This is a genomic window from Brachymonas sp. J145 (assembly GCF_036312245.1).
Classification (GTDB): domain Bacteria; phylum Pseudomonadota; class Gammaproteobacteria; order Burkholderiales; family Burkholderiaceae_C; genus Brachymonas; species Brachymonas wangyanguii.
Map to the genome: position 1 here is coordinate 82,672 of NZ_JAZDCI010000010.1, position 19,682 is coordinate 102,353.

Annotated in this window: 23 protein-coding genes and 1 pseudogene; 13 read left to right on the forward strand and 11 right to left on the reverse strand. The window is 64.6% G+C overall.

Features of this window, described 5'->3' with window-relative positions; all coding sequences use genetic code 11:
- Positions 1-320 precede the first annotated feature (320 nt).
- The 5 genes from V1261_RS09570 (at position 321) to V1261_RS09590 (ending at position 5,714) form a co-directional block, all read left to right on the forward strand.
- A complete protein-coding gene (locus V1261_RS09570; RefSeq protein ID WP_329771509.1) occupies positions 321-2,144 on the forward strand; it encodes a DUF294 nucleotidyltransferase-like domain-containing protein in 1,824 nt (607 codons plus the stop codon).
- Positions 2,145-2,157: 13 nt separating this feature from the next.
- On the forward strand, positions 2,158-2,817 hold the full coding sequence (locus tag V1261_RS09575; RefSeq protein ID WP_329771510.1) for a 3'-5' exonuclease: 660 nt from the start codon (positions 2,158-2,160) through the stop codon (positions 2,815-2,817).
- A gap of 63 nt (positions 2,818-2,880) precedes the next feature.
- Complete coding sequence (locus V1261_RS09580) at positions 2,881-4,728, forward strand: glutamine--tRNA ligase/YqeY domain fusion protein (RefSeq protein WP_329771511.1); 1,848 nt, start codon at positions 2,881-2,883, stop codon at positions 4,726-4,728.
- A gap of 108 nt (positions 4,729-4,836) precedes the next feature.
- A complete protein-coding gene (locus V1261_RS09585) occupies positions 4,837-5,307 on the forward strand; it encodes a YeeE/YedE family protein (RefSeq protein ID WP_329771512.1) in 471 nt (156 codons plus the stop codon).
- Positions 5,307-5,714, forward strand: a complete 408-nt coding sequence (locus tag V1261_RS09590) for a DUF6691 family protein (protein ID WP_329771513.1) — start codon at positions 5,307-5,309, stop codon at positions 5,712-5,714. The genes V1261_RS09585 and V1261_RS09590 overlap by 1 nt, the downstream gene beginning before the upstream one ends.
- 13 nt (positions 5,715-5,727) lie before the next feature.
- On the opposite strand, the gene V1261_RS09595 is transcribed toward V1261_RS09590, so the two are convergent.
- From V1261_RS09595 to V1261_RS09620, 6 genes are all read right to left on the reverse strand, one after another.
- Positions 5,728-6,027, reverse strand: coding sequence for a hypothetical protein (locus tag V1261_RS09595; RefSeq protein WP_329771514.1), 300 nt, complete (start codon positions 6,025-6,027; stop codon positions 5,728-5,730).
- Between the two features lie 97 nt (positions 6,028-6,124).
- A complete protein-coding gene (locus V1261_RS09600) occupies positions 6,125-6,478 on the reverse strand; it encodes a DUF488 domain-containing protein (RefSeq protein ID WP_329771515.1) in 354 nt (117 codons plus the stop codon).
- A gap of 90 nt (positions 6,479-6,568) precedes the next feature.
- Positions 6,569-7,570, reverse strand: a complete 1,002-nt coding sequence (locus V1261_RS09605) for a metal ABC transporter solute-binding protein, Zn/Mn family (RefSeq protein WP_329771516.1) — start codon at positions 7,568-7,570, stop codon at positions 6,569-6,571.
- A 6-nt stretch (positions 7,571-7,576) separates the two neighbouring features.
- The gene (locus V1261_RS09610) at positions 7,577-8,488 is read right to left on the reverse strand and encodes a metal ABC transporter permease (RefSeq protein WP_329771517.1); all 912 of its coding nucleotides are present in this window, start codon (positions 8,486-8,488) and stop codon (positions 7,577-7,579) included.
- Entirely contained in the window at positions 8,485-9,270 is a 786-nt protein-coding gene (locus V1261_RS09615) for a metal ABC transporter ATP-binding protein (RefSeq protein WP_329771518.1), read from the reverse strand. Before V1261_RS09615 ends, V1261_RS09610 begins: the two co-directional genes overlap by 4 nt.
- Positions 9,267-9,398: a hypothetical protein gene (locus V1261_RS09620; RefSeq protein ID WP_329771519.1), complete on the reverse strand. Its 132-nt coding sequence runs from the start codon at positions 9,396-9,398 to the stop codon at positions 9,267-9,269. The genes V1261_RS09615 and V1261_RS09620 overlap by 4 nt, the downstream gene beginning before the upstream one ends.
- A gap of 167 nt (positions 9,399-9,565) precedes the next feature.
- Here V1261_RS09620 and queE point away from each other — a divergent pair, with 167 nt between their 5' ends.
- The 6 genes from queE (at position 9,566) to V1261_RS09650 (ending at position 13,408) form a co-directional block, all read left to right on the forward strand.
- A complete protein-coding gene (queE, locus tag V1261_RS09625) occupies positions 9,566-10,204 on the forward strand; it encodes a 7-carboxy-7-deazaguanine synthase (RefSeq protein WP_329771520.1) in 639 nt (212 codons plus the stop codon).
- A gap of 9 nt (positions 10,205-10,213) precedes the next feature.
- Entirely contained in the window at positions 10,214-10,588 is a 375-nt protein-coding gene (locus V1261_RS09630; protein ID WP_329771521.1) for a 6-pyruvoyl trahydropterin synthase family protein, read from the forward strand.
- A 15-nt stretch (positions 10,589-10,603) separates the two neighbouring features.
- A complete protein-coding gene (gene crcB / locus V1261_RS09635; RefSeq protein WP_329771522.1) occupies positions 10,604-11,002 on the forward strand; it encodes a fluoride efflux transporter CrcB in 399 nt (132 codons plus the stop codon).
- A gap of 86 nt (positions 11,003-11,088) precedes the next feature.
- Entirely contained in the window at positions 11,089-12,105 is a 1,017-nt protein-coding gene (locus tag V1261_RS09640) for an LLM class flavin-dependent oxidoreductase (RefSeq protein ID WP_329771533.1), read from the forward strand.
- A gap of 49 nt (positions 12,106-12,154) precedes the next feature.
- Entirely contained in the window at positions 12,155-12,406 is a 252-nt protein-coding gene (locus V1261_RS09645) for a hypothetical protein (RefSeq protein ID WP_329771523.1), read from the forward strand.
- Between the two features lie 9 nt (positions 12,407-12,415).
- On the forward strand, positions 12,416-13,408 hold the full coding sequence (locus V1261_RS09650; RefSeq protein ID WP_329771524.1) for a YihY/virulence factor BrkB family protein: 993 nt from the start codon (positions 12,416-12,418) through the stop codon (positions 13,406-13,408).
- Between the two features lies 1 nt (position 13,409).
- Here V1261_RS09650 and folK read toward each other — a convergent pair whose 3' ends face one another.
- The 5 genes from folK to V1261_RS09675 are packed head-to-tail and all read right to left on the reverse strand — an operon-like array spanning position 13,410 to position 18,044.
- Complete coding sequence (folK, locus tag V1261_RS09655; RefSeq protein WP_329771525.1) at positions 13,410-13,889, reverse strand: 2-amino-4-hydroxy-6-hydroxymethyldihydropteridine diphosphokinase; 480 nt, start codon at positions 13,887-13,889, stop codon at positions 13,410-13,412.
- Complete coding sequence (gene pcnB / locus V1261_RS09660; RefSeq protein WP_329771526.1) at positions 13,886-15,553, reverse strand: polynucleotide adenylyltransferase PcnB; 1,668 nt, start codon at positions 15,551-15,553, stop codon at positions 13,886-13,888. Before pcnB ends, folK begins: the two co-directional genes overlap by 4 nt.
- A gap of 3 nt (positions 15,554-15,556) precedes the next feature.
- Complete coding sequence (locus V1261_RS09665) at positions 15,557-16,234, reverse strand: HAD family hydrolase (protein WP_329771527.1); 678 nt, start codon at positions 16,232-16,234, stop codon at positions 15,557-15,559.
- Positions 16,231-16,926 (reverse strand): DnaA regulatory inactivator Hda, encoded by a 696-nt coding sequence (gene hda, locus V1261_RS09670; RefSeq protein ID WP_329771528.1) that lies wholly within the window; start codon positions 16,924-16,926, stop codon positions 16,231-16,233. Before hda ends, V1261_RS09665 begins: the two co-directional genes overlap by 4 nt.
- Positions 16,927-16,979: 53 nt before the next feature.
- Entirely contained in the window at positions 16,980-18,044 is a 1,065-nt protein-coding gene (locus V1261_RS09675) for an AI-2E family transporter (protein ID WP_329771529.1), read from the reverse strand.
- Between the two features lie 151 nt (positions 18,045-18,195).
- Here V1261_RS09675 and purM point away from each other — a divergent pair, with 151 nt between their 5' ends.
- Positions 18,196-19,224, forward strand: a complete 1,029-nt coding sequence (gene purM / locus V1261_RS09680; protein ID WP_329771530.1) for a phosphoribosylformylglycinamidine cyclo-ligase — start codon at positions 18,196-18,198, stop codon at positions 19,222-19,224.
- Between the two features lie 103 nt (positions 19,225-19,327).
- A pseudogene (locus tag V1261_RS09685) lies at positions 19,328-19,682 on the forward strand (IS3 family transposase); the annotation flags it as partial.

A 19,682-nucleotide genomic window follows, 5' to 3' on the forward strand; every position in this document is an offset into this window, starting at 1 on the left:
ACGGGGGGCTTCATGTTGTTGAAACTCGCAGCGCACACTGCAACCGGAGGGAATTAGAACGGGTTACAAGACGTCACAGGCTTGGAGGAAACCCGTAAATTCGCAAAAAATGTTGCGCCGCACGACCTGGTTTTGATACAGATCAGATTCTGGAAAATTTCGCCTAGGTGCTAACCCTTGAACGGGATCAATCCGGCTTCAGGGTTTCTCCGAATCGCACGGTCGTGCTGTGATCCGGGCGCCACACAGGGTCTGCACCACTGCCGGCAAACCGGTGTTGACGCTAGACTGACAGATGCACTTTTTCCTGTGTTCCTGCCATGCCCAACGCCTTCAACTTCGACGCCTCCCCATTCGACAGCCTGAGCAAGGGCGAACAGCAACTGGTCCGTGACAACGTCGATATCGCCTACTTCCGCAAGGACGACGTGATCCTGGATGTCGGTGCCGAGCCGAAGCACCTGTACGTGGTGATCAAGGGCCATGTGGCGCAGATGGAGGGCGACGAAGTGCTCTACATGTACGGCCCGGACGACACCTTCGACAGCCGCGGCCTGATGGCGGGCAAGAGCAGCCATCGCTTCATCGCGCAGGAAGAAGTGCTGGCCTACGAACTGGCGCAAGACACGGTGCTGTCACTGATCGCCGACAACGCCACCTTCAGCGCCCTGCTGTTCTCCAGCCTGGGCGACAAGCTCAGCGCCCTGTCGCAGCGCCATGACGAACAGGAAATGCAGTCGCTGACGCTGGCACGGCTGGATTCGGCCGTGATGCATCCGCCACACTACGTGGATGCCGATACCGACATCGTGGAAGTGGCGCGCGTGTTTTCCGAGCACAACACCACGCACGTGCTGGTGCGCGACGACACCGGCACGCTGCCACGCCTGGGCATCTTCTCGAGCACGGCGCTGCCTCGAGCGATCCTGGATGGGCGCCCGCTGGACGACCTGCCGGTCGGCGACCTGGCCACCTACAACCTGATCACGCTGCCCCCCGACAGCCTGATGGGCGAGGCGCTGACCATGATGCTGCGCCACCGCATCCACCGCATCGTCGTGGCCGAGCGGGCCGAGGTGCTGGGCGTGATCGAATCGCTGGACGTGTTCAGCTTCCTGTCCAACCACTCGCACCTGATCCTGACGCGCATCGACCAGGCGCTCAACCTGGAGATGCTGGCCGACGCCGCCAGCCAGACGCGCGGCATGGTGCAGCAGCTCTACCGCAGCGGCACCAATGTCGGCCTGATCGGCAACCTGGTGCAGGAAATCAATGCGCGCCTGTTCGAGCGCGCCTGGCAAATGGTGGCACCGCGTGAACTGGTCAGCAACAGCTGCCTGATCGTGATGGGCAGCGAGGGCCGTGGCGAGCAGCTGCTCAAGACCGATCAGGACAACGGCCTGATCCTGCGTGACGACTACACGCCACCCGACAACCTGCAGCAGATCTGTGATGATTTTTCCGCGGCGCTGACGCGCTTTGGCTACCCCGAGTGTCCGGGCCGCATCATGCTGAACAACCCGGACTGGCGCGGCACGCGCGCCGACTGGGTGTCACGCACGCGCGGCTGGCTGATCAGCGGCCAGCCGGAAAGCATGATGAACCTGGCGATCTTCCTCGACGCGCATGCGGTGGCCGGCGATGGCCGCCTGCTGCAACACGTGACGCAGCGCCTGTGGGAACTGTCCACCGACAACGACGCCACGCTGAACCGCTTTGCCGCCGCGATCGACGCCTTTGGCAGCGGCAGCAGCTGGCTCGGACGCATGTTCTCCATCGGCGAGGACAGTGACCTGCTGCACATGAAGAAGATGGGCATCTTCCCTATCGTGCATGGCATGCGCAGCCTGGCGCTGGCCAACGGCATCCAGGCCACCAGCACGGTGGATCGCATCCAGGAACTGGTGACCAAGGGCCAGCTGCGCAAGGACTGGGGCGACGAGCTCAAGCACGCGCTGCACTTCTTCATGGGGCTGCGCCTCAAGGCCGGTCTGAAGGAGCTGGAAATGGGCAAGCCGGTCAGCGGCGAGGCCGATCCCAAGTCCATGAGCAGCCTGGACCGCGACCTGCTGAAGGACAGCCTGGGCGTGGTCAAGCGCTTCAAGGCCACGCTGCGCCAGCGTTTCCGCCTGGACGTGATCTGAGGACGGAGGCAGCATGGCATTTGGCAGTCTTGCAAGCAAGTCCTGGCTCGGCGGCCTGCGCCAGCGCTGGCAGAAGAACCAGCTGGCATCGGACGAGTTCTCCTTCCTGTTCGATGAACCGCCGCCAGACGAATACATCTCGCTGGATTGCGAGACCACCGGCCTCAACGTGCGCACCGACGACATCATCTCGATCGGCGCGGTGCGCATCCACGGCAATCGCATCCTGAGCAGCCAGCGTTTCGAGGTGCTGGTACAACCGCAAGGCACGGTCTCGGCCGAGAGCATCCGCGTGCACCGCCTGCGCGAGGCCGATGTGGCCTGCGGCATCCCGGTCGATATCGCCATGCTGCAGCTGCTGCGCTTTATCGGCAGCCGGCCGCTGGTCGGCTACTTCCTCGAGTTCGATGCCGCCATGATCAACCGCGCCATGAAGCCGCTGATCGGCATCCGGCTGCCCAATCGGCAGATCGAGGTCTCGGCCATGTACTACGACTACAAGTTCAAGCGCCTGCCCTCGTACAAGCAGCATGACAATGCCGATATCGACCTGCGCTTTGACACGCTGATGGACGACCTGCAGCTGCCGCGGCGCGATGCGCACGATGCGCTGAACGACGCCGTGATGGCGGCGCTGGCCTTTATCAAGCTCAAGGAGCTGGGACAGTCCTGAGCGCCGGGCGGTTTCCGCCGTGGCAGGCCTGCAAGTGGCGGGCAGCCGGCTAAAATCGGGGGCATGACTACACATGCACCGAATACCCCTGCTGCGGCCGAAGACACCAGCAGCAAGCCCAGCAACTTCCTGCGCCAGATCATCGAGTCCGACCTGGAACAGGGCACTCACCGCCAGCGCCACTGGGGCGGTTCGCCAGGCGATGCAGCGCACCACCAGGCTGGCGCGCTGGACCCGGCGCGCATCCGCACGCGCTTCCCGCCCGAGCCCAACGGCTACCTGCACATCGGCCACGCCAAGAGCATCTGCCTGAACTTTGGCCTGGCCCAGGATTACGACGGCGTCTGCCACCTGCGCTTTGACGATACCAACCCGGAAAAGGAAAGCCAGGAGTACGTGGATGCCATCGTCGAGGCAGTGCACTGGCTGGGCTTTGACTGGACCAGCGACCTCAACGGCAAGCCCGAGACCCACCTGTACTACGCCAGCAACTATTTCGAGCTGATGCACCGCGCCGCGGTCTACCTGATCGAACAGGGCCTGGCCTATGTGGACGAGCAAAGCGCCGACGACATGCGCAAGCACCGCGGCGACTTCACCACGTCCGGCACCGACAGCCCGTTCCGCAGCCGCAGCGTGCAGGAAAACCTGGAGCGCTTTGCCCAGATGCGCAACGGCGAGCTGGCCGATGGCGCGGCCGTGCTGCGCGCGAAGATCGACATGGCGCACCCCAACATCAATATGCGCGATCCGGCGATCTACCGCATCCGCCGCGCGCACCACCACAACACCGGTGACCAGTGGTGCATCTACCCGATGTATACCTTTGCCCATCCGATCGAGGATGCGCTGGAAAACATCACGCATAGCATCTGCACGCTGGAATTCGAAGACCAGCGCCCGTTCTACGACTGGCTGCTGGATCATCTGGCGGCTGGCGGCATCATCAACACGCCGCCTTCGCGCCAGTACGAATTTGCCCGCCTGAACCTGACCTATGTCGTGACCAGCAAGCGCAAGCTCAAGCTGCTGGTCGATGACGGCCATGTGCAGGGCTGGGACGATCCGCGCATGCCGACGCTGGCCGGCCTGCGTCGCCGCGGCTACACGCCCGAGAGCCTGCGCCTGTTCTGCGAGCGCATCGGCGTGACCAAGGCCGACAGCTGGATCGATTACGGCACGCTGGAAGGTTCGCTGCGCGACGTGCTGGATCCGGTAGCACCGCGCGCCATGGCGGTACTGGACCCGCTGCGCGTGACAATTACCAACTGGGATGCGCTGATGGGCGTCGGAACGCTGGAAGACTGCCAGGCACCGGTGCATCCGCACCATCCGGAGATGGGCCAGCGCCGCATGCGCCTGGGCCGCGAGGTCTGGATCGAGCGCGAGGACTTCATGGAAGTGCCGGAAAAAGGCTATCGCCGCCTCTACCCGCCGCACACCAATGCCAGCGGCCAGGCCGTGGAAGGCAACAAGGTGCGCCTGAAGTACGGCTATGTGGTGGCCTGTACCGGCTTCGAGAATGATGCCGATGGCCAGGTCAGCAATGTGCTCGTCGAGCTGATTCCCGACACCAAGAGTGGCACGACGGGCGCAGACAGCGTCAAGGTCAAGGGCGTGATCGGCTGGGTCGGTGCCGAGGATGGCGTGCAGGCTGAAGTACGCCTGTATGACCGCCTGTTCACCGAAGCCCATCCGGATGCTGGTGGCCGCGACTTCCTGACCGTGCTGAACCCGGACAGCCTGAAGACGGTGACGGCCTGGGTCGAACCGTCTGCGGCCGACGTCGGTCCGGAAAGCCATTTCCAGTTCGAGCGCCTGGGCTACTTTGCCAGCGACCGTGTCGATCACGCCAGTGGCAAGCCGGTATTCAACCGCGTGACCGGCCTGAAGGACAGCTGGGCCAAGTAAGACGGCACACCGTCATGACATGCAGGGTGGCTCACAGGCCACCCTTTTTTGTCCCCAAGGCCCTATGGACTTGTCGGGATCAGCGCCACCTCATACAATATACAAATCATGAATATATTAACCGAACCCTTCCCCTACGGCTGGCTTCACTATCTGGTGGGCGGCATGTGCATTGGCCTCGGTGCTGCGGTGCTGTACGTGCTGACCGGCCGCTTTGGCGGCCTCAGCCCGGTCTACACCACGACCTGGTCGTTTTTCATCAAGCACCCGTTCTTCCACCAGGCGCGCTTCATCGCTTCGCGCAACTGGCGGCTGGTCTACGCGCTGGGCGTGGTACTGGGTGCCTTTGTCTGGTGGCTGCTGCTTGGCAACGGCGAGCGCGTCACCACCACGATTCCGGGCTGGCAGCTGCTGCTGGGCGGGCTGTTTGTCGGCTATGGGGCACGTCTGGGCGGCGGCTGCGCCTCCGGCCACGGCATCTGTGGCATCGGTTCCTTCCACATGCCCTCGGTGGTGGCGGTGCTGACCTTCATGGCGACCGGCCTGCTGACGGCCAACCTGATCACGAGGTGGTTCTGATGGCCAAGACCTTGTCTACCCTGCTGGCCGGCCTGCTGTTCGGTTTTGGCCTGGCGCTCTCCACCATGATGATGCCGGAGATCGTGCTCGAATTCCTGATGCTGAATGACCTGGGCCTGATGCTGGTCATGGGCGGCGGCATTGCCGTGGCCACGCTGGGTCTGGTGCTGGGCCCGAAGCTGTTGAAGAAACCGGTGTTTGCCGAGACCTTTGACCGTTATACCAGCGGCATCAGCCGCAACATGCTGATCGGCTCGGCGCTGTTCGGCATCGGCTGGGGCCTGTCGGGCGTCTGCCCCGGCCCGATGCTGGCCGGCCTGGGCGTCGGCAACTGGGATGTGCTCTGGGGCATTGCCGGCATGGCGCTGGGCGCGCTGGCACACGGCCTGATGCACAAGCCCAGCTAAGCCGTCAACACGCTTACAGCTTCTTCGCGCCCGGCGGCATGCCGGTGCTCAGGGCCTCCGTATCCACCTTGGGTGCGGAGGCCTTGCTGTCGGCGCTGTCCATGTCGTGCATGGCTTCGGTCGGCGCAATCACGGTGCTGCTGCTGGCAGTGACCGGGCTTTCGGCGGCCTGCTCGGCCTGCACGGCATTCAGCGATTCCGTGGTGCTGACGACCGCAGCAGCGCCCTGGGCGACAGCAGCGGAACAGGCGGCAGCGGCAACCGCTGCGATGAGGGCCTGGATAAAGGACATACGGGGTGCGGGTTTGGACATGGTGCTCTCTCTTTCTTGTGTTTGAACCATGTCTTCACTATAAAAAAACGGCCACGGCTGGCGTGTAGGACGTCGGCTTGCATCCCTGCCGGATTTTTCAGGACTGCAACAGCTCGCGGATCACCACCAGGTGGCTGTGTTCCGGATCGCGCGCAGCCGTCAGCAGATGGATCTCGCCATGCTGCTTTTCCAGCGCACGGATGCGCTCCAGCGCCTGTTGCGCCTCGGGCTCGGCCAGTTCCTGCCGCAGGCGCCGGCAGAATTCGTCAAAGCGTCCCTCGCGGTCTTCATGGAACCAGACGCGCAATGCGGTCGAGGGCGTGGCCGCCTTTTCCCAGACCGTACCTTCCAGCCGCTCCTTGCGCACGCCGCGCGGCCAGAGCCGGTCCAGCAGCACCGCCGGCAGGTGCTCGGCGGCATCGAAATCATGAACGCGCATCACGGTGTACATGGCACTCTCCGGCGACTAGGATACGCCTCCCATGATACGGATGCCAGCCTTGCCGCACTAGCCGGCCGCACTGGCAGCAGGGTCAAGCATTCAGTGCATCGCCTGCACCAGATGCGTGACGTTATAGCGTATCAGGCCCACATAGCTGGTAGCCGGCCCTTCCGGCGGGCTCAATGCGTCCGAGTACAGCGGCTGGTTCTGCACTGTCACGCCGGCTTCCTGGCTGATCTGCTCGACCAGGCGCGGATCCTTGATGTTCTCCATGAACACGGCCTTGACCTGTTGCTCGCGGATCTGGCTGATCAGGCCGGCCACGGCACGGGCGGAGGGCTGACTGTCAGTGCTGACGCCCTGCGGCGCCAGGAACTGCAGCTGGTAGCGCTGGCCCAGATAGGCGAAGGCATCATGGCCTGTCACCACCTTGCGCTTTTCCGGCGGAATGCTGGCAAATTCCGCGGCCGCCCAGCTGTCCAGGTCACGCAGGATCTGCTGGTAGTCGGCCAGGCGTTGCTCATACCCCTGCTGGTGGGCCGGATCGGCCTGAATCAGCGCCTTCGCAATATTGGCGGCATAGGCCTGCATCAGCACCGGGTTCTGCCAGATGTGCGGGTCGGGTGCGGCAGCATCATGCTGGCCGCCGGCCTTGTCGTGATCGTGATCATGTTCGTCGTCGTGCGCATGCCCGCCAGCCAGCGTCTTGATGCCTGCGCTGGCGATGGCCACCGGCACCTGGCTGTCACGCACGGCTCGCTCCAGCGCCGCGCCCTCATAGCCCAGCCCGTTCATCAGCACCAGCTGCGCCTCGCCCAGCCGGCGGATATCGGCCGGCGTGACCTGGTAGACGTGAGCGTCCTGACCCGGCCCGACGATATCCAGCACCTCGACCTGCTCGCCGCCAATCTGCCGTGCCACATCGCCGAGGATGCTGAAGCTGCTGACAACGCGCAACGGCGCTGCCTCACCCACCGCGGGCTTGTCAGCCATGCTGGCCACCGGCTCGGTCGTCTGGCGTTCGCCACAGCCAGCCAGCAGCAACAGGCTGGCAGCCGCTGCCGCCAGCGTCAGGCGGCGTCCGGAAGAGGGTCGATTCATGGCGATTTACTCCTGGTGGGCGTGTGGCTCAAAGCCGGCACGCTGGTGGCGCCGGTGCGACAGCCAGCGCGGCAGCAGGCCGCCCTGGCTGGCAAACACCAGCGAGAAGAAATACATGGCACCGCACAGCAGGATGATGGACGGGCCCGATGGCAGGTCAAAGTGGTAGGACAACAGCAGGCCACCGTAGCCACCCAGCAGGGCCAGCAGCGCGGCCAGCAGCATGATGCCGCCCATGCGCAACTGCCAGAGCCGTGCCGTGATTGCCGGCAGCATCATCAGGCCGACCGCCATCAGCGTACCCAGCGCCTGGAAGCCGGCGACCAGATTCAGCACCACCAGCATCAGGAACAGCACATGCCAGACGGCGCCGCGACTGCCGACCGATTGCAGGAACACCGGATCGATGATCTGCACCACCAGCGGCCGGTAGATCAGCGCCAGCACGATCAGCGTGATGCTGGAGACACTGGCCACCAGCGTCAGCGCCACCGCATCCACCGCCAGCACCGAGCCGAACAGCAGGTGCAGCAGGTCCACCTGGCTGCCGCTGACGCTGACCATCAGCACGCCAATCGCCAGGCAGCTCAGGTAGAAGGCGGCAAAGTTGGCATCTTCACGCAGCGTGGTGTAGTGGCTGACCAGGCCGACGCCCAGCGCCACCAGCAGCCCGGCCAGCAGGCCGCCCAGCCCCATCGCCATCACGTTGAAGCCGGCCAGCAGGAAACCGGCTGCCACGCCTGGCAGCACGGCGTGCGCAATCGCATCGCCCATCAGGCTCATGCGGCGCATCAGCAGCAACACGCCCATCGGCGCCGCGCTGAGTGACAGAAAAAATACGCTGGCCAGCGCGCGACGCATGAAGGCAAACTGGACGAACGGCTCCAGCAGCAGGCCGTAGAGCAGGGTCTCGCTCATGGCTGGCCTCCGTGCGCATGGACGTGATCGTGTTCATGGCCGATCTGCTCCGGCTGCACGCGGCACCATTCGTCGTCAGCGGCATCGTCCTGGCGAAAACCGCTGGCGCGCTGCAGATTGGCGTCGGAAAGTACCTCTTGCGCCGGGCCGCTGGCCATGACCTCGCGTGCCAGCAGCAGCGCATGGTCAAACCAGTGGCGTGCCTGCGCGGCATCGTGCACCACGGCGATGATGCCCTTGCCCTGCTGCTGGCACTGTTGCAACAGCATCAGCAGCGATTGCGTAGTATAGGCATCCATGGCGTTGAAGGGTTCATCGAGCAGCAGGAAGCGGGCGTCCTGCACCAGCATGCGCGCAAACAGCACGCGCTGGAATTGCCCGCGTGACAGCGCCGCGATCTGGCGCTGCGCAAACGCCGCCATGCCGACCTGTTCCAGCGCCTGTTGCACGCGTTTCCGCTGTGCACGATCCAGGCCGCCAAACGGCCCCAGCTCATGCCACAGGCCAAGCGCCGTCAACTCGGCCACCGTCATCGGCAGGCTGCGGTCAATTTCGGCCTGTTGCGGCAGGTAGGCCAGGTCACGCCGCTGCAGGCCCTGCCATTGCACGCTGCCGGTATCGCAAGGCAGCAGCCGCATGATGGCCTTGAGCAGCGTGCTCTTGCCGGCGCCGTTGGGACCAAAGATGGCCCAGGAGCTGCCCGCCTCGAAGCGCGCAAAGGCATGGTGCACCGCCGGCACGCTGCGATAGCTCACGGTGATGTTGTCCAGCACGATGCTCATGCCTGCAGCACCAGGTAATGGACGGTCCAGATCAACGCGACCAGCAGCAGCGCGACCAGCAGGCGGAAACCGGCTCCTCGCAGCAGCCAGGAGGTCGATTCCGGAGGGGAAGAAGTCGGGGAGGACATGCGGTATCTGCAGCCGCCTGTTGGAGCGGCCCAGCTCATTATTGCAACAATGTTGCGATTATACGCCTGATCCGTAGAAGGCCAGCCACGCTGCATTTGCCGGCATGCTGCAGCGCGGCGATAATTCCGGGTTACGCGCAATCCTGCGCACACCCTTATGCATTGTCATGGCCTACCAGATCAAGGAAATCTTCTACACGTTGCAAGGCGAAGGCCTGCAGGCCGGCCGGCCGGCCGTGTTCTGCCGCTTTGCCGGCTGCAACTTCTGGAACGGCCGCGAGCAGGACCGGGCCCAGTCGATCTGCAGCTTTTGCGATACCGACTTTGTTGGCACCGATGGTCCGCTGGGCGGAACCTTCCGCGAAGCCACCGAACTGGCGCGCCATATCGCGGCGCAGTGGCCCGCCGGCCAGCCCGGCAAGCCCTACGTGGTGCTGACTGGCGGCGAACCGCTGCTGCAGGTCGATGATGCCCTGGTCGATGCCTTGCACGCCGAAGGCTTCGAGGTGGCGGTGGAAACCAACGGCAGCATCGCCGCACCAGCCGGCATCGACTGGATCTGCGTCAGCCCGAAATCGCTGCAGCACTGGGTGCAGCGCAGCGGCAACGAGCTCAAGCTGGTCTGGCCGCAAGCTGGCATGACGCTGGACGCCGTGCGCGACAACACCGATTTCGCCCACTACCTGCTGCAGCCGCTGGACGATGCGCAACGCAGCCAGCACACGCAGACCTGCATCGCCGCCTGCCTGAAGGATCCGCGCTGGCGCCTGAGCCTGCAGACCCACAAGATTACCGGGATCCGCTGAGAACCCATCATGCAATTCGAACTGTCACAGACCTTTTTCTTTGAAGCCGCGCACACGCTGCGCCGCAAGCTGGACGATGCCGCCGAAGTGGCCGGCAGCAAGCGCATCCACGGCCACACCTACCACGCCTCGGTCAGCCTGTCCGGCCTGCCTGCGGCCGATTCCGGCATGGTGATGGACCTGGCGCTGCTGCGCGCCCAGATTGCCACGCTGCGCAGCCAGCTGGACCACCACTTCCTCGACGAAGTCGAGGGCCTGGGTCAGCCTACGCTGGAAAACCTCTGCCTCTACATCGCGCGCCACATGCAGGCGCAAGGCATCCAGCCGAGCCAGGTGCGCGTCTGGCGGGAGGCCAGCGGCGACAGCTGCGCGCTGACGCTGTAAACCACGACATTGATCATGCCGGCGCTGCTGCCTTCCCTGCTGGCGATCGCCATTGGCGCTGCCGCCGGTGCCATCCTGCGCTGGCTGCTGGCACTCTGGCTCAACACCCTGTTTCCGGCGATTCCGCCCGGCACCCTGGTCGCCAACCTGGTGGGCGGCTACCTGATCGGTATCGCGCTGGTCTTTTTTGCCCACCATGCCGAGCTGTCGCCCGCATGGCGGCTGCTGGTAATCACCGGCTTTATCGGTGGCCTGACCACGTTTTCCACCTTTTCGTCCGAAGTCACGCACCTGCTGCTGCAGGGGCGGCTGCTGATGGCGACCGGTGCCATCGGCCTGCATGTAGCCGGCTCGCTGCTGATGACGCTGCTCGGCATGGGCAGCGCACAGCTGCTGCGACGCTGGCTGGCCTGAACGTTTTACCGCCCGGTTTGCAAGGTCATGCAAGCCGTGCGACCATGAACCAGTCTCCGTTTTCCACCAAAAAGAAAGGACTGTTCATGTCGCTGCTCGCGCAAACCCGACTCTCCATGCTCGATCTGGTGCCCGTCCGTGAAGGCGCCAGCGTGGCCGATGCCCTGGCCCAGGCCGTACGCACCGCCCAGCATGTGGAACAGCTCGGCTTTACCCGCTACTGGCTGGCAGAGCACCACAACATGGCCGGCATTGCCAGCTCGTCCACCGCCGTGCTGATTGGCCATGTGGCTGGCCAGACCCGCACCATCCGTGTCGGTTCCGGCGGCGTGATGCTGCCCAACCACGCACCGCTGGTGGTGGCCGAAGCCTTCGGCACGCTGGCCACGCTGTATCCGGACCGCATCGACCTGGGCCTGGGCCGTGCGCCTGGCACCGATCCTGTCACCATGCGCGCACTGCGCCGCAACCGCAGCGAATCTGCCGATGACTTCCCGCGCGAAGTGGCCGAGCTGATGCACTACCTGGGCGAGCCCGAACCGGGCCAGAAGGTGATTGCCAACCCGGGCAGCGGCACCCAGGTGCCGATCTGGCTGCTGGGCTCCAGCCTGTTCAGCGCGCAGCTGGCGGCCGAGCGCGGCCTGCCCTACTCCTTTGCCTCGCACTTTGCACCGCAGATGCTGCTGCAGGCGATTGACTTGTATCGCCGCAACTACCGCCCGTCGGAACGCCACCCCAAGCCTTACGTGATGATCGGCGTACCAGTGGTCGCCGCGCCGACCGACGAGGAAGCGCAATTCCTCGCCAGCAGCAGCTACCAGCGCGTGCTCAGCATCCTGACTGGCCAGCGCGGCCTGTTGCAGCCACCAGTGGAGAACTTCCTGCAGCAGCTGGGCCCGCAGGAGCTCAACGGCATCCGCCAGTTCCTGGCCTGCTCGGTCGTCGGCGGTCCGGCAACCGTGCGCGAGGGCTTCGACCAGTTGCTGGAAGCCACGCGCGCCGACGAACTGATCCTGGTCAGCGACCTGTATGATCCGGAGTTGCGCCTGCGCTCGCTCAGCATTGCCGCCGAAGTCTGGCAGCAGGCGCGCCAGACCGCCTGATCCACCTGCCCAACCTAGCCCCATGCGCCGATCACCACGCCTGTTGCCCTTGCTCCTCCTGCCCCTGCTGCTGCAGGGCTGTGGCGTCACTGCCGTCGCCGGCGCAGTTGCCGGCGCGGCGATCAGTGTCACGGGTGCCGTGGTCTCCACCGGCGTCAAGCTCACCGGCAAGGCCATCGGTGCCGGCATTGATGCCGTGAGTGGCAGCGATGCGGCAGATGCCGGCGTGGCCGTCGGCAACCAGGCCACGCCACCGCCCGCTCCAGCACACGAACCAGTGGTCGCCGACCCGCACTACTGAGGCCCTGCCATGTCGCTGCCGGATCGCCTGCTCCATCCCCTGCGCTATGCCTGGCACCTGCTGCAGACCACGGCACGCGAATGGCTGGATGACGGCTGCCCGCAATATGGCGCAGCGCTGTCGTATTACGCCGTGTTCAGTATGGCGCCGCTGCTGGTGATCCTGGTGGCGCTGGTCGGCCTGTTCATTGGCAGCGGTGCCGCACAGCAACAGCTGATCGGCGAAATTTCCGCCATGGCCGGGCCCAAGGCTGGCGAGCTGGCGCAATCGCTGCTGCAGGCCGTGAGCCGGCCCGGCGAAGGCACGCTGGCCTCGGCCATCGCGCTGACGGTGCTGCTGGTGGGCGCCACCGGCGTGCTGGTACAACTGCGCACGGCGCTGGATCGCATCTGGCTGCACCGGCCGCAGCCGCAGCCGCAGGGCCAGTTGCTGCACACCATCTGGCGCACCATCCGCACGCGCATGCTGTCGCTGTCCATCCTGCTGGCAATCGGCTTCCTGATGCTGGTATCGCTGGCGGCATCGGCCTACCTCTCGGTGCTGGACCGCTGGGTGGCCGGACAGACTTCAGGCATGCTGGAGCTGGCGCGTGTGCTCAATCCACTGCTGTCGATGGCGGTGCTGACCTTCTTTTTCGGCATCCTGCTGGCTGGGCTGCCCTCGCGACCGCTGGGCTGGCGCCAGATCCTGCCCGGCGCACTGCTGGCTGCCGTGCTGTTTACCGTGGGCAAGAGCCTGATCGGCCTGTATATCGGCAGCACTTCCACCACCTCGGTCTACGGTGCCGCCGGCGCGCTGGTGGCGCTGATGATCTGGGTCTATTTTTCCTCGCAGATCCTGCTGTTTGGCGCAGAATTTGCCTGGGTGCTGCACATGACGCCGCCGGGGCAGCTGCCCGGCTCGCCCGCTTATCTGCAGGCCGCCGGACAAGCCTTGCGCCGCTACCAGCATCAGCTGCTGGAGGCAGAAGCCGCCGCCACTGACAGGCAGCCAGCGCCCTGAATCAGACCAACCGTTCGATCGCCTGATCGGCAACGGCCTGCAGCAGCGTTGCCGGCACCAGCTCCGGATCAATCTCGGCCAATGGCACCAGCACAAAGGCACGCTGCGTCATGCGCGGATGCGGCAGTTCCAGCTCCGCCGTCTGCTGGCTGACACCGCTGTAGAGCAGCACATCCAGATCCAGCGTGCGCGGCGCATTGCGGTACGAGCGCTCGCGACCGGCCTGCTGTTCCAGCCCCTGCACGGCGTGCAGCAGCGCCAGCGGGCTCAGTGTGGTGCGCAGGCGCGCCACGGCATTGATGAAATCCGGTCCGGTCGCATCGACTGGTGCCGTGCGATAGAGCGATGACGCTGCCTCCAGCCGGGTCTGTGGCAGCGACTCCAGCGCCGCAATAGCCTGTTGCACCGACTGGCACGCATCGCCCAGGTTGCCGCCCAAGGCGATCCAGGCCAGACTGGGGGCCTCGATGGCGGCGGTCATGCGTCAGCGCCGGAGGGGTTGCCCGCGTCGTTGCCGGCATCAGCCGCCGGTTTGCGGCGACGACGTGGCTTGCGTGCCGGGGCAGCGTCAGCAGGTGCGGCGCTGCTATCAGCGGCTTCATGCGCCATGGGCGCGGCGCCTTCAGCTGCGGCAGTCGGCTTGCGGCGGCGACGGCGGCGCTTTTTCGGCGCGTCGGCATCGGGCAGCAGCGATTCCTCCACCTCCTCGGCAGCCGGCTTGCTGCTGACCAGATGCACCTTGCCACCGGCTCGCGCCTGCTGCTGCGCTTCGCGCTGACGCTGGCGCTGTTGTTCGCGTGCGGTAGCGATCAGGTCTTCGCGCAAGGCATCGTTGGTGGTACTGCTGAAAGTCTGCCACCAGTTGGCCAGCGATTCCTCCACCTCGCCGACCTGCGCACGCAGGCGCAGGAAGTCGAAACCGGCGCGGAAACGCAGCTGCGCCACCAGGCTGTAGGGGCTGTTGCCGCTGCGCTTCTCAAAGCGCGGCTGCATCATCCAGATCTCGCGCATGTCGGCGGCCAGCTTGCCGCGGCCGGAGACATCGCCGATGCAGGCATCGAACACCTCGTCGATCGCTTCCTGCAGGCCGACAAACGGCGGCTTGCGCTCGGCCGTCTTGCGCGCCCAGGCCTCGCGCACGTCCTGCCACAGCAGGCAGGACAGCAGGAAGCTCGGCGCCACCGGCTTGCCCTCACTAACGCGGCGGTCGGTATCCTGCAGCGCGGCATTGACGAAGGTGTCGTCGGCGCGCTGCACCGCCAGCGTCAACAGCGGGTAGATGTTGTCGGTCAGCTGGTGCTTGCGCAGGATCCCGATCGTGCCCAGCGCATGGCCGGTCTGCAGCAGCTTGAGCATTTCGTCGAACATGCGGCTCTGCGGCACGTCGTTGAGCAGCGGCAGCGCCTCGCGGATCGGTGCCGAAGTAGCCTTGTCGAGGCGGAAATCGAGCGGGCTGAGCTTGGCGGCGAAGCGGATGGCACGGATGATGCGCACCGGATCCTCGCGGTAGCGCGCCATGGCATCGCCAATCATGCGGATGGTGCGGTTTTTCACGTCCGCCATGCCCTTGTGGTAATCCACCACGATCTGGCGTTCCGGATCGTAGTACATGGCATTGATGGTGAAGTCACGGCGCGCAGCGTCCTCGTCCTGCGGACCCCAGACGTTGTCGCGCAGCACGCGGCCGGAGGCATCGACGGCGTGCTGGATGCCTTCGAGTGCGCGGCGGCTGGTCTTTTCATTGCCGTTGACATGCGCCGCGTCGGAGGCGTGCAGGTAGGCGCGGAAGGTCGAGACCTCGATCACCTCGTGCTCGCGGCCACGGCCGTAGACCACGTGCACGATGCGGAAGCGGCGGCCAATGATGAAGGCGCGGCGGAACAGGCTCTTGACCTGCTCGGGCGTGGCATTGGTGGCCACGTCAAAGTCCTTGGGACGCATGCCGACCAGCAGGTCGCGCACGGCGCCGCCGACGATGTAGGCCTCGTAGCCGGCTTTTTTCAGCGTCTGCACCACGTTGAGGGCACGCTCGTCCACCAGGGAGACATCGATCTGGTGGACCGATTGCGGCACCTCGACGCGCTTGCCGAAATGCGGCTGCAGCTGTTCCTTGCCGAGCAGCTTGTTGATGAATCGCTTGATCATGGCTTACGCCTTGGGAAACAGGTCGAGAATGCGCCAGCCGCGGGCTTCGGCCAGCATGCGCAGGCGCTCGTCCGGGTTGGTGGCCACCGGCACGTCGGCGCGCTCCATCAGGGGCGCGTCGTTGATCGAGTCGGAGTAGAAAGTGATGAAGGTATCGCACCAGTCCAGCTTGCGCTCGGTCAGCCACTGGGTCATGTTGTGCACCTTGCCTTCGCGCAGGTTGGCCATGCCCTCGACATTGCCGGTAAACCAGCCATCAGGGCCGCGTTCCAGCTCGGTAGCGATGATGTTCTGCTCATCAAAGCCCAGCAGCGTGCCAATCGGGCCGGCAATGAAGCGGTTGGTGGCGGTAATCAGCACCAGGGTATCGCCGGCATCGCGGTGCTGCTGCAGCAGTTCCAGCGCCGCCGGGTGCACCGCCGGCTGTACGTAATCGGTCAGATAGCGCGCATGCGCCGCATGCGCTTCTTCGGGCGTGTGTTCGCGGATCGCGCGCGTGACGAAACGCACGTACTCGTTCATGTCGAGCACGCCCTGCTCGTACTGCTCGTAGAAGGCCTCGTTCTGGCGCGACATGTCCTCGGCGTCCGTCCAGCCGATGGCATTGGTGAAATGGGTCCACATGAAGTCCGAGTCGATCGGCAGCAAGGTGTGGTCGAGATCAAAAAGCGCAATTTTCATGAGTCATTCATCATTTGTTTCAGCAGCGGCACGGTGATCGCGCGGCGCGTTTCAAGAGCGTAGTCGTCCAGCATGGCCAGTAACTGGCTCAGGCTCCCCAGGTCGCGGGAAAACCGGCTGAGCATGAAGCGCAACACCTCGTCGGACAGATCCAGGCCGCGATCCTGCGCTTCCTGGCGCAGGGCGCGCTGCACATCGTCCTCGGACAAGGGCTGCAGGCCGAACATCTGGCCCCAGCCTAGCCGGGTACGCAGGTCTTCGCGCAGCGGCAGATCCGTGACCGGCAGGCTGCCGGCCGACAGCACCCAGCAGGGTTCACCCTGTTGCGGCGTCATCGCGTGGATGAACCAGTTGAAGGCGGTGTGCTGCTGTTCCGGGCTGTAGGCATCGACTTCGTCCAGCAGCACCACGCTCCAGCGCGGATCAAACGGACGGGCATAGCCGCCACAGGGCGTGGAGGCATCGAGCCAGCCGGCTTCGCGCCCCTGTTCACGCAGGGTCTGCAGCACGCCTTGCAGCAAATGGGTCTTGCCGCTGCCTTCCGGGCCCCAGACATAGGTCGGACGCAGTGAGGGGTGGCTGTCATGCAGCACCGATTGGACACGCGCCAGTACCACGGCGTTCGGACCGGGGATCCAGGAGTCCAGCCGCGGGCTGGGCGCCAGGCCGATATCGAGCGGGAGTTGTTTCATGGGGAGAGACACGCCGCCATTTTACGGGATGCAGCCGTTCCCCGCCGGACAGCTCAGTGGTTGTACAGATCGCTTCTGAAATAACGCTCGCGCAGGCGGCGTACCGCCACCAGCAGCACGGCACTGCAGGGCAGCGCCACCAGCACGCCGACAAAGCCGAACAGCTGGCCAAATGCCAGCAGCGCAAAGATCACCACCAGCGGATGCAGGCCGATGCGCTCGCCCACCAGTCGCGGCGTGAAATAGTAGCTCTCGATCATCTGGCCCGAGGTATAGACCACACCGACCATGATCAGCGTCTTGGTCAGGCCGAACTGCAGCAGGCCGAGCACGATGGCGATCACGGTGCCGACGCCAAAGCCCAGATAGGGTACGAACACCGCCAGCCCGGTGAAAATGCCGACCGGCCAGGCCAGATCCAGCCCGAACAGCATCAGGCCGACGCTGTAGTAGGTGGCCATGATGATCATCACCAGCAGCTGGCCGCGCAGGTACTGGCCAAGCAGGGTATCGGCTTCCTGCACAAAGCTGGTCACGCCCTCGCGCATGCGCAGCGGCACCAGGCGGAATACGGTGGCGATGAACTTGTCCCAGTCCAGCAGCAGGTAGAACAGCGCAATCGGAATCAGCACCAGATTGCCAATGACCGACAGCGCCACGCTGCCACCGATCATGAGCGAATTCAGCAGCGACTTGACGAAGCTCGGCTCGCCCGGCGCGGCCGGCGTCGTGCCGCTGTTGCTCAGCCACTCGATCACCACCCCGCGCAGCGATCCCAGGTTCACCTCGAACGGAATGCCGTAGCGGTCAAACATCTCCTGGACCCAGATCACGCCACGGTCCAGCAGCACCGGCAACTGCTGGCGGATGATCGGCCCCTCCTTGATCACCACCGGCACGATCAGCATCGCCACGCCCAGCACCGCCAGGATGAACACCAGCATCACCAGCACCACCGCCAGCCAGCGCGGCACGCGGCCGCCCAGCCAGCCGCTGATGCGGTCGACCAGCGGGTTCAGCGCATAGGCCAGCACGGCGGCCACGATGAACGGCGTCAGCACCGGTCCGAGCGCCCACAGCACCAGGCCCAGCACGACGACCAGCAGGGTTCCGTTCAATGTCCGCTTCAGGTTGGGGCTCAATTCGATCATGGAGGGAGGAAGGTCTTTACAATACGGGCAAGGCCATGGTCAGGCAGCAAATGCCTGTGCTGACAGCACGATACTCCAAGTTTGTGCATTCCGTTTATTGCAATCCGAATTTCTCCCCATGCAAACTCCCATTTCCTACAAAGACGCCGGCGTTGACATCGATGCAGGCGATGCCCTGGTTGAACGCATCAAGCCGCTGGCCAAGAAAACCATGCGCGATGGCGTGATGGCCAGCATCGGTGGCTTCGGCGCGCTGTTCGAGGTGCCCAAGCGCTACCAGGAACCGGTGCTGGTATCCGGTACTGATGGCGTCGGCACCAAGCTGCGCCTGGCCTTCGAGTGGAACATGCATGACACCGTCGGCATCGACCTGGTCGCCATGAGCGTGAACGACGTGCTGGTGCAAGGCGCCGAGCCGCTGTTCTTCCTTGACTACTTTGCCTGCGGCAAGCTGGATGTCGATACCGCAGCCGCGGTGGTTGGCGGCATTGCCGAAGGCTGCGTGCAAAGCGGCTGTGCCCTGATCGGCGGCGAGACTGCCGAAATGCCCGGCATGTATCCCGATGGCGAATACGACCTGGCCGGCTTTGCCGTGGGTGCGGTCGAAAAAAGCAAGATCCTGAGCGGCCAGAATGTGCAGGCCGGCGACGTGGTGCTGGGTCTGGCCAGCCATGGCGTGCACAGCAACGGCTTCAGCCTGGTGCGCAAGTGCCTGGAACGCGCCGGCAGCAACCTGCCGACCACGCTGGACGGCCTGCCCTTCCGCGACGCCATCATGCGCCCGACGCGCCTGTACGTGAAGCCGGTGCTGGCGGCCCTCGACAAGCATCCGATCAAGGCACTGGCCCACATCACCGGCGGTGGCCTGCTGGAAAACATCCCGCGCGTGCTGCCCGAAGGCATGGTGGCGCGCCTGGTCAAGGGCAGCTGGCCGCAGACCGAGCTGTTCGCCTGGCTGCAGCAGACCGCCGGCATCGACGACATCGAGATGAACCGCACCTTCAATAATGGCATCGGCATGGTGCTGGTGGTGGATGCGGCCAACGCCGAAGCCACCGCCGCCACGCTGCGCGAACTGGGCGAAACCGTCTACACCATCGGCCAGATCGCCGCTGCTGACGGCGAAGCCACGGTGACGGTCGCCTGATCGGTTGCAAGCAGATGACAAGGGCGCTTCGGCGCCCTTTTTTGTCGCCTTGACCCGTCCTGCCATAGGTTGACACTTTTCTTCATCAGGAAAGGAAAGAGTCATGGAAACAAGGGTCAAGCGCACACAGCGCGATTACACGCTAGCCTTCAAGTTGGCCGTCGTGGAACAAGTGGAAAAAGGCGAACTGACGTACAGGCAGGCGCAGGCCAGATATGGCATTCAAGGACGTTCAACGGTGTTGACGTGGCTGCGCCGCCATGGTCGCCAGAATTGGGACTCCATGGCATCATCGGCGATCATGCCGATCGACAAACTCTCCACCGAACTTACCCCAGAACAGCAAATCAAGGCACTGCAAGTGCAGTTGGCCCAGGCACAGGAGAAGGCCAGGTTGTTTGAAGCGGTGCTCGATGTCCTTAAGAAGGATTACGGCGTGCGTGTCGTAAAAAAGCCTT

Coding starts and splice junctions, on each gene's coding strand:
- V1261_RS09600 (WP_329771515.1), bottom strand. CDS start 6,478: ATGTACACCGTGATGCGCGTTCATGATTTCGATGCCGCCGAGCACCTG.
- V1261_RS09620 (WP_329771519.1), bottom strand. CDS start 9,398: ATGTCCTCCCCGACTTCTTCCCCTCCGGAATCGACCTCCTGGCTGCTG.
- folK (WP_329771525.1), bottom strand. CDS start 13,889: ATGACCGCCGCCATCGAGGCCCCCAGTCTGGCCTGGATCGCCTTGGGC.
- V1261_RS09650 (WP_329771524.1), top strand. CDS start 12,416: ATGTCGCTGCCGGATCGCCTGCTCCATCCCCTGCGCTATGCCTGGCAC.
- crcB (WP_329771522.1), top strand. CDS start 10,604: ATGCCGGCGCTGCTGCCTTCCCTGCTGGCGATCGCCATTGGCGCTGCC.
- V1261_RS09640 (WP_329771533.1), top strand. CDS start 11,089: ATGTCGCTGCTCGCGCAAACCCGACTCTCCATGCTCGATCTGGTGCCC.
- V1261_RS09610 (WP_329771517.1), bottom strand. CDS start 8,488: ATGAGCGAGACCCTGCTCTACGGCCTGCTGCTGGAGCCGTTCGTCCAG.
- V1261_RS09580 (WP_329771511.1), top strand. CDS start 2,881: ATGACTACACATGCACCGAATACCCCTGCTGCGGCCGAAGACACCAGC.
- V1261_RS09585 (WP_329771512.1), top strand. CDS start 4,837: ATGAATATATTAACCGAACCCTTCCCCTACGGCTGGCTTCACTATCTG.
- purM (WP_329771530.1), top strand. CDS start 18,196: ATGCAAACTCCCATTTCCTACAAAGACGCCGGCGTTGACATCGATGCA.
- queE (WP_329771520.1), top strand. CDS start 9,566: ATGGCCTACCAGATCAAGGAAATCTTCTACACGTTGCAAGGCGAAGGC.
- V1261_RS09630 (WP_329771521.1), top strand. CDS start 10,214: ATGCAATTCGAACTGTCACAGACCTTTTTCTTTGAAGCCGCGCACACG.
- V1261_RS09605 (WP_329771516.1), bottom strand. CDS start 7,570: ATGAATCGACCCTCTTCCGGACGCCGCCTGACGCTGGCGGCAGCGGCT.
- hda (WP_329771528.1), bottom strand. CDS start 16,926: ATGAAACAACTCCCGCTCGATATCGGCCTGGCGCCCAGCCCGCGGCTG.
- V1261_RS09570 (WP_329771509.1), top strand. CDS start 321: ATGCCCAACGCCTTCAACTTCGACGCCTCCCCATTCGACAGCCTGAGC.
- V1261_RS09665 (WP_329771527.1), bottom strand. CDS start 16,234: ATGAAAATTGCGCTTTTTGATCTCGACCACACCTTGCTGCCGATCGAC.
- V1261_RS09590 (WP_329771513.1), top strand. CDS start 5,307: ATGGCCAAGACCTTGTCTACCCTGCTGGCCGGCCTGCTGTTCGGTTTT.
- V1261_RS09575 (WP_329771510.1), top strand. CDS start 2,158: ATGGCATTTGGCAGTCTTGCAAGCAAGTCCTGGCTCGGCGGCCTGCGC.
- V1261_RS09595 (WP_329771514.1), bottom strand. CDS start 6,027: ATGTCCAAACCCGCACCCCGTATGTCCTTTATCCAGGCCCTCATCGCA.
- pcnB (WP_329771526.1), bottom strand. CDS start 15,553: ATGATCAAGCGATTCATCAACAAGCTGCTCGGCAAGGAACAGCTGCAG.
- V1261_RS09615 (WP_329771518.1), bottom strand. CDS start 9,270: ATGAGCATCGTGCTGGACAACATCACCGTGAGCTATCGCAGCGTGCCG.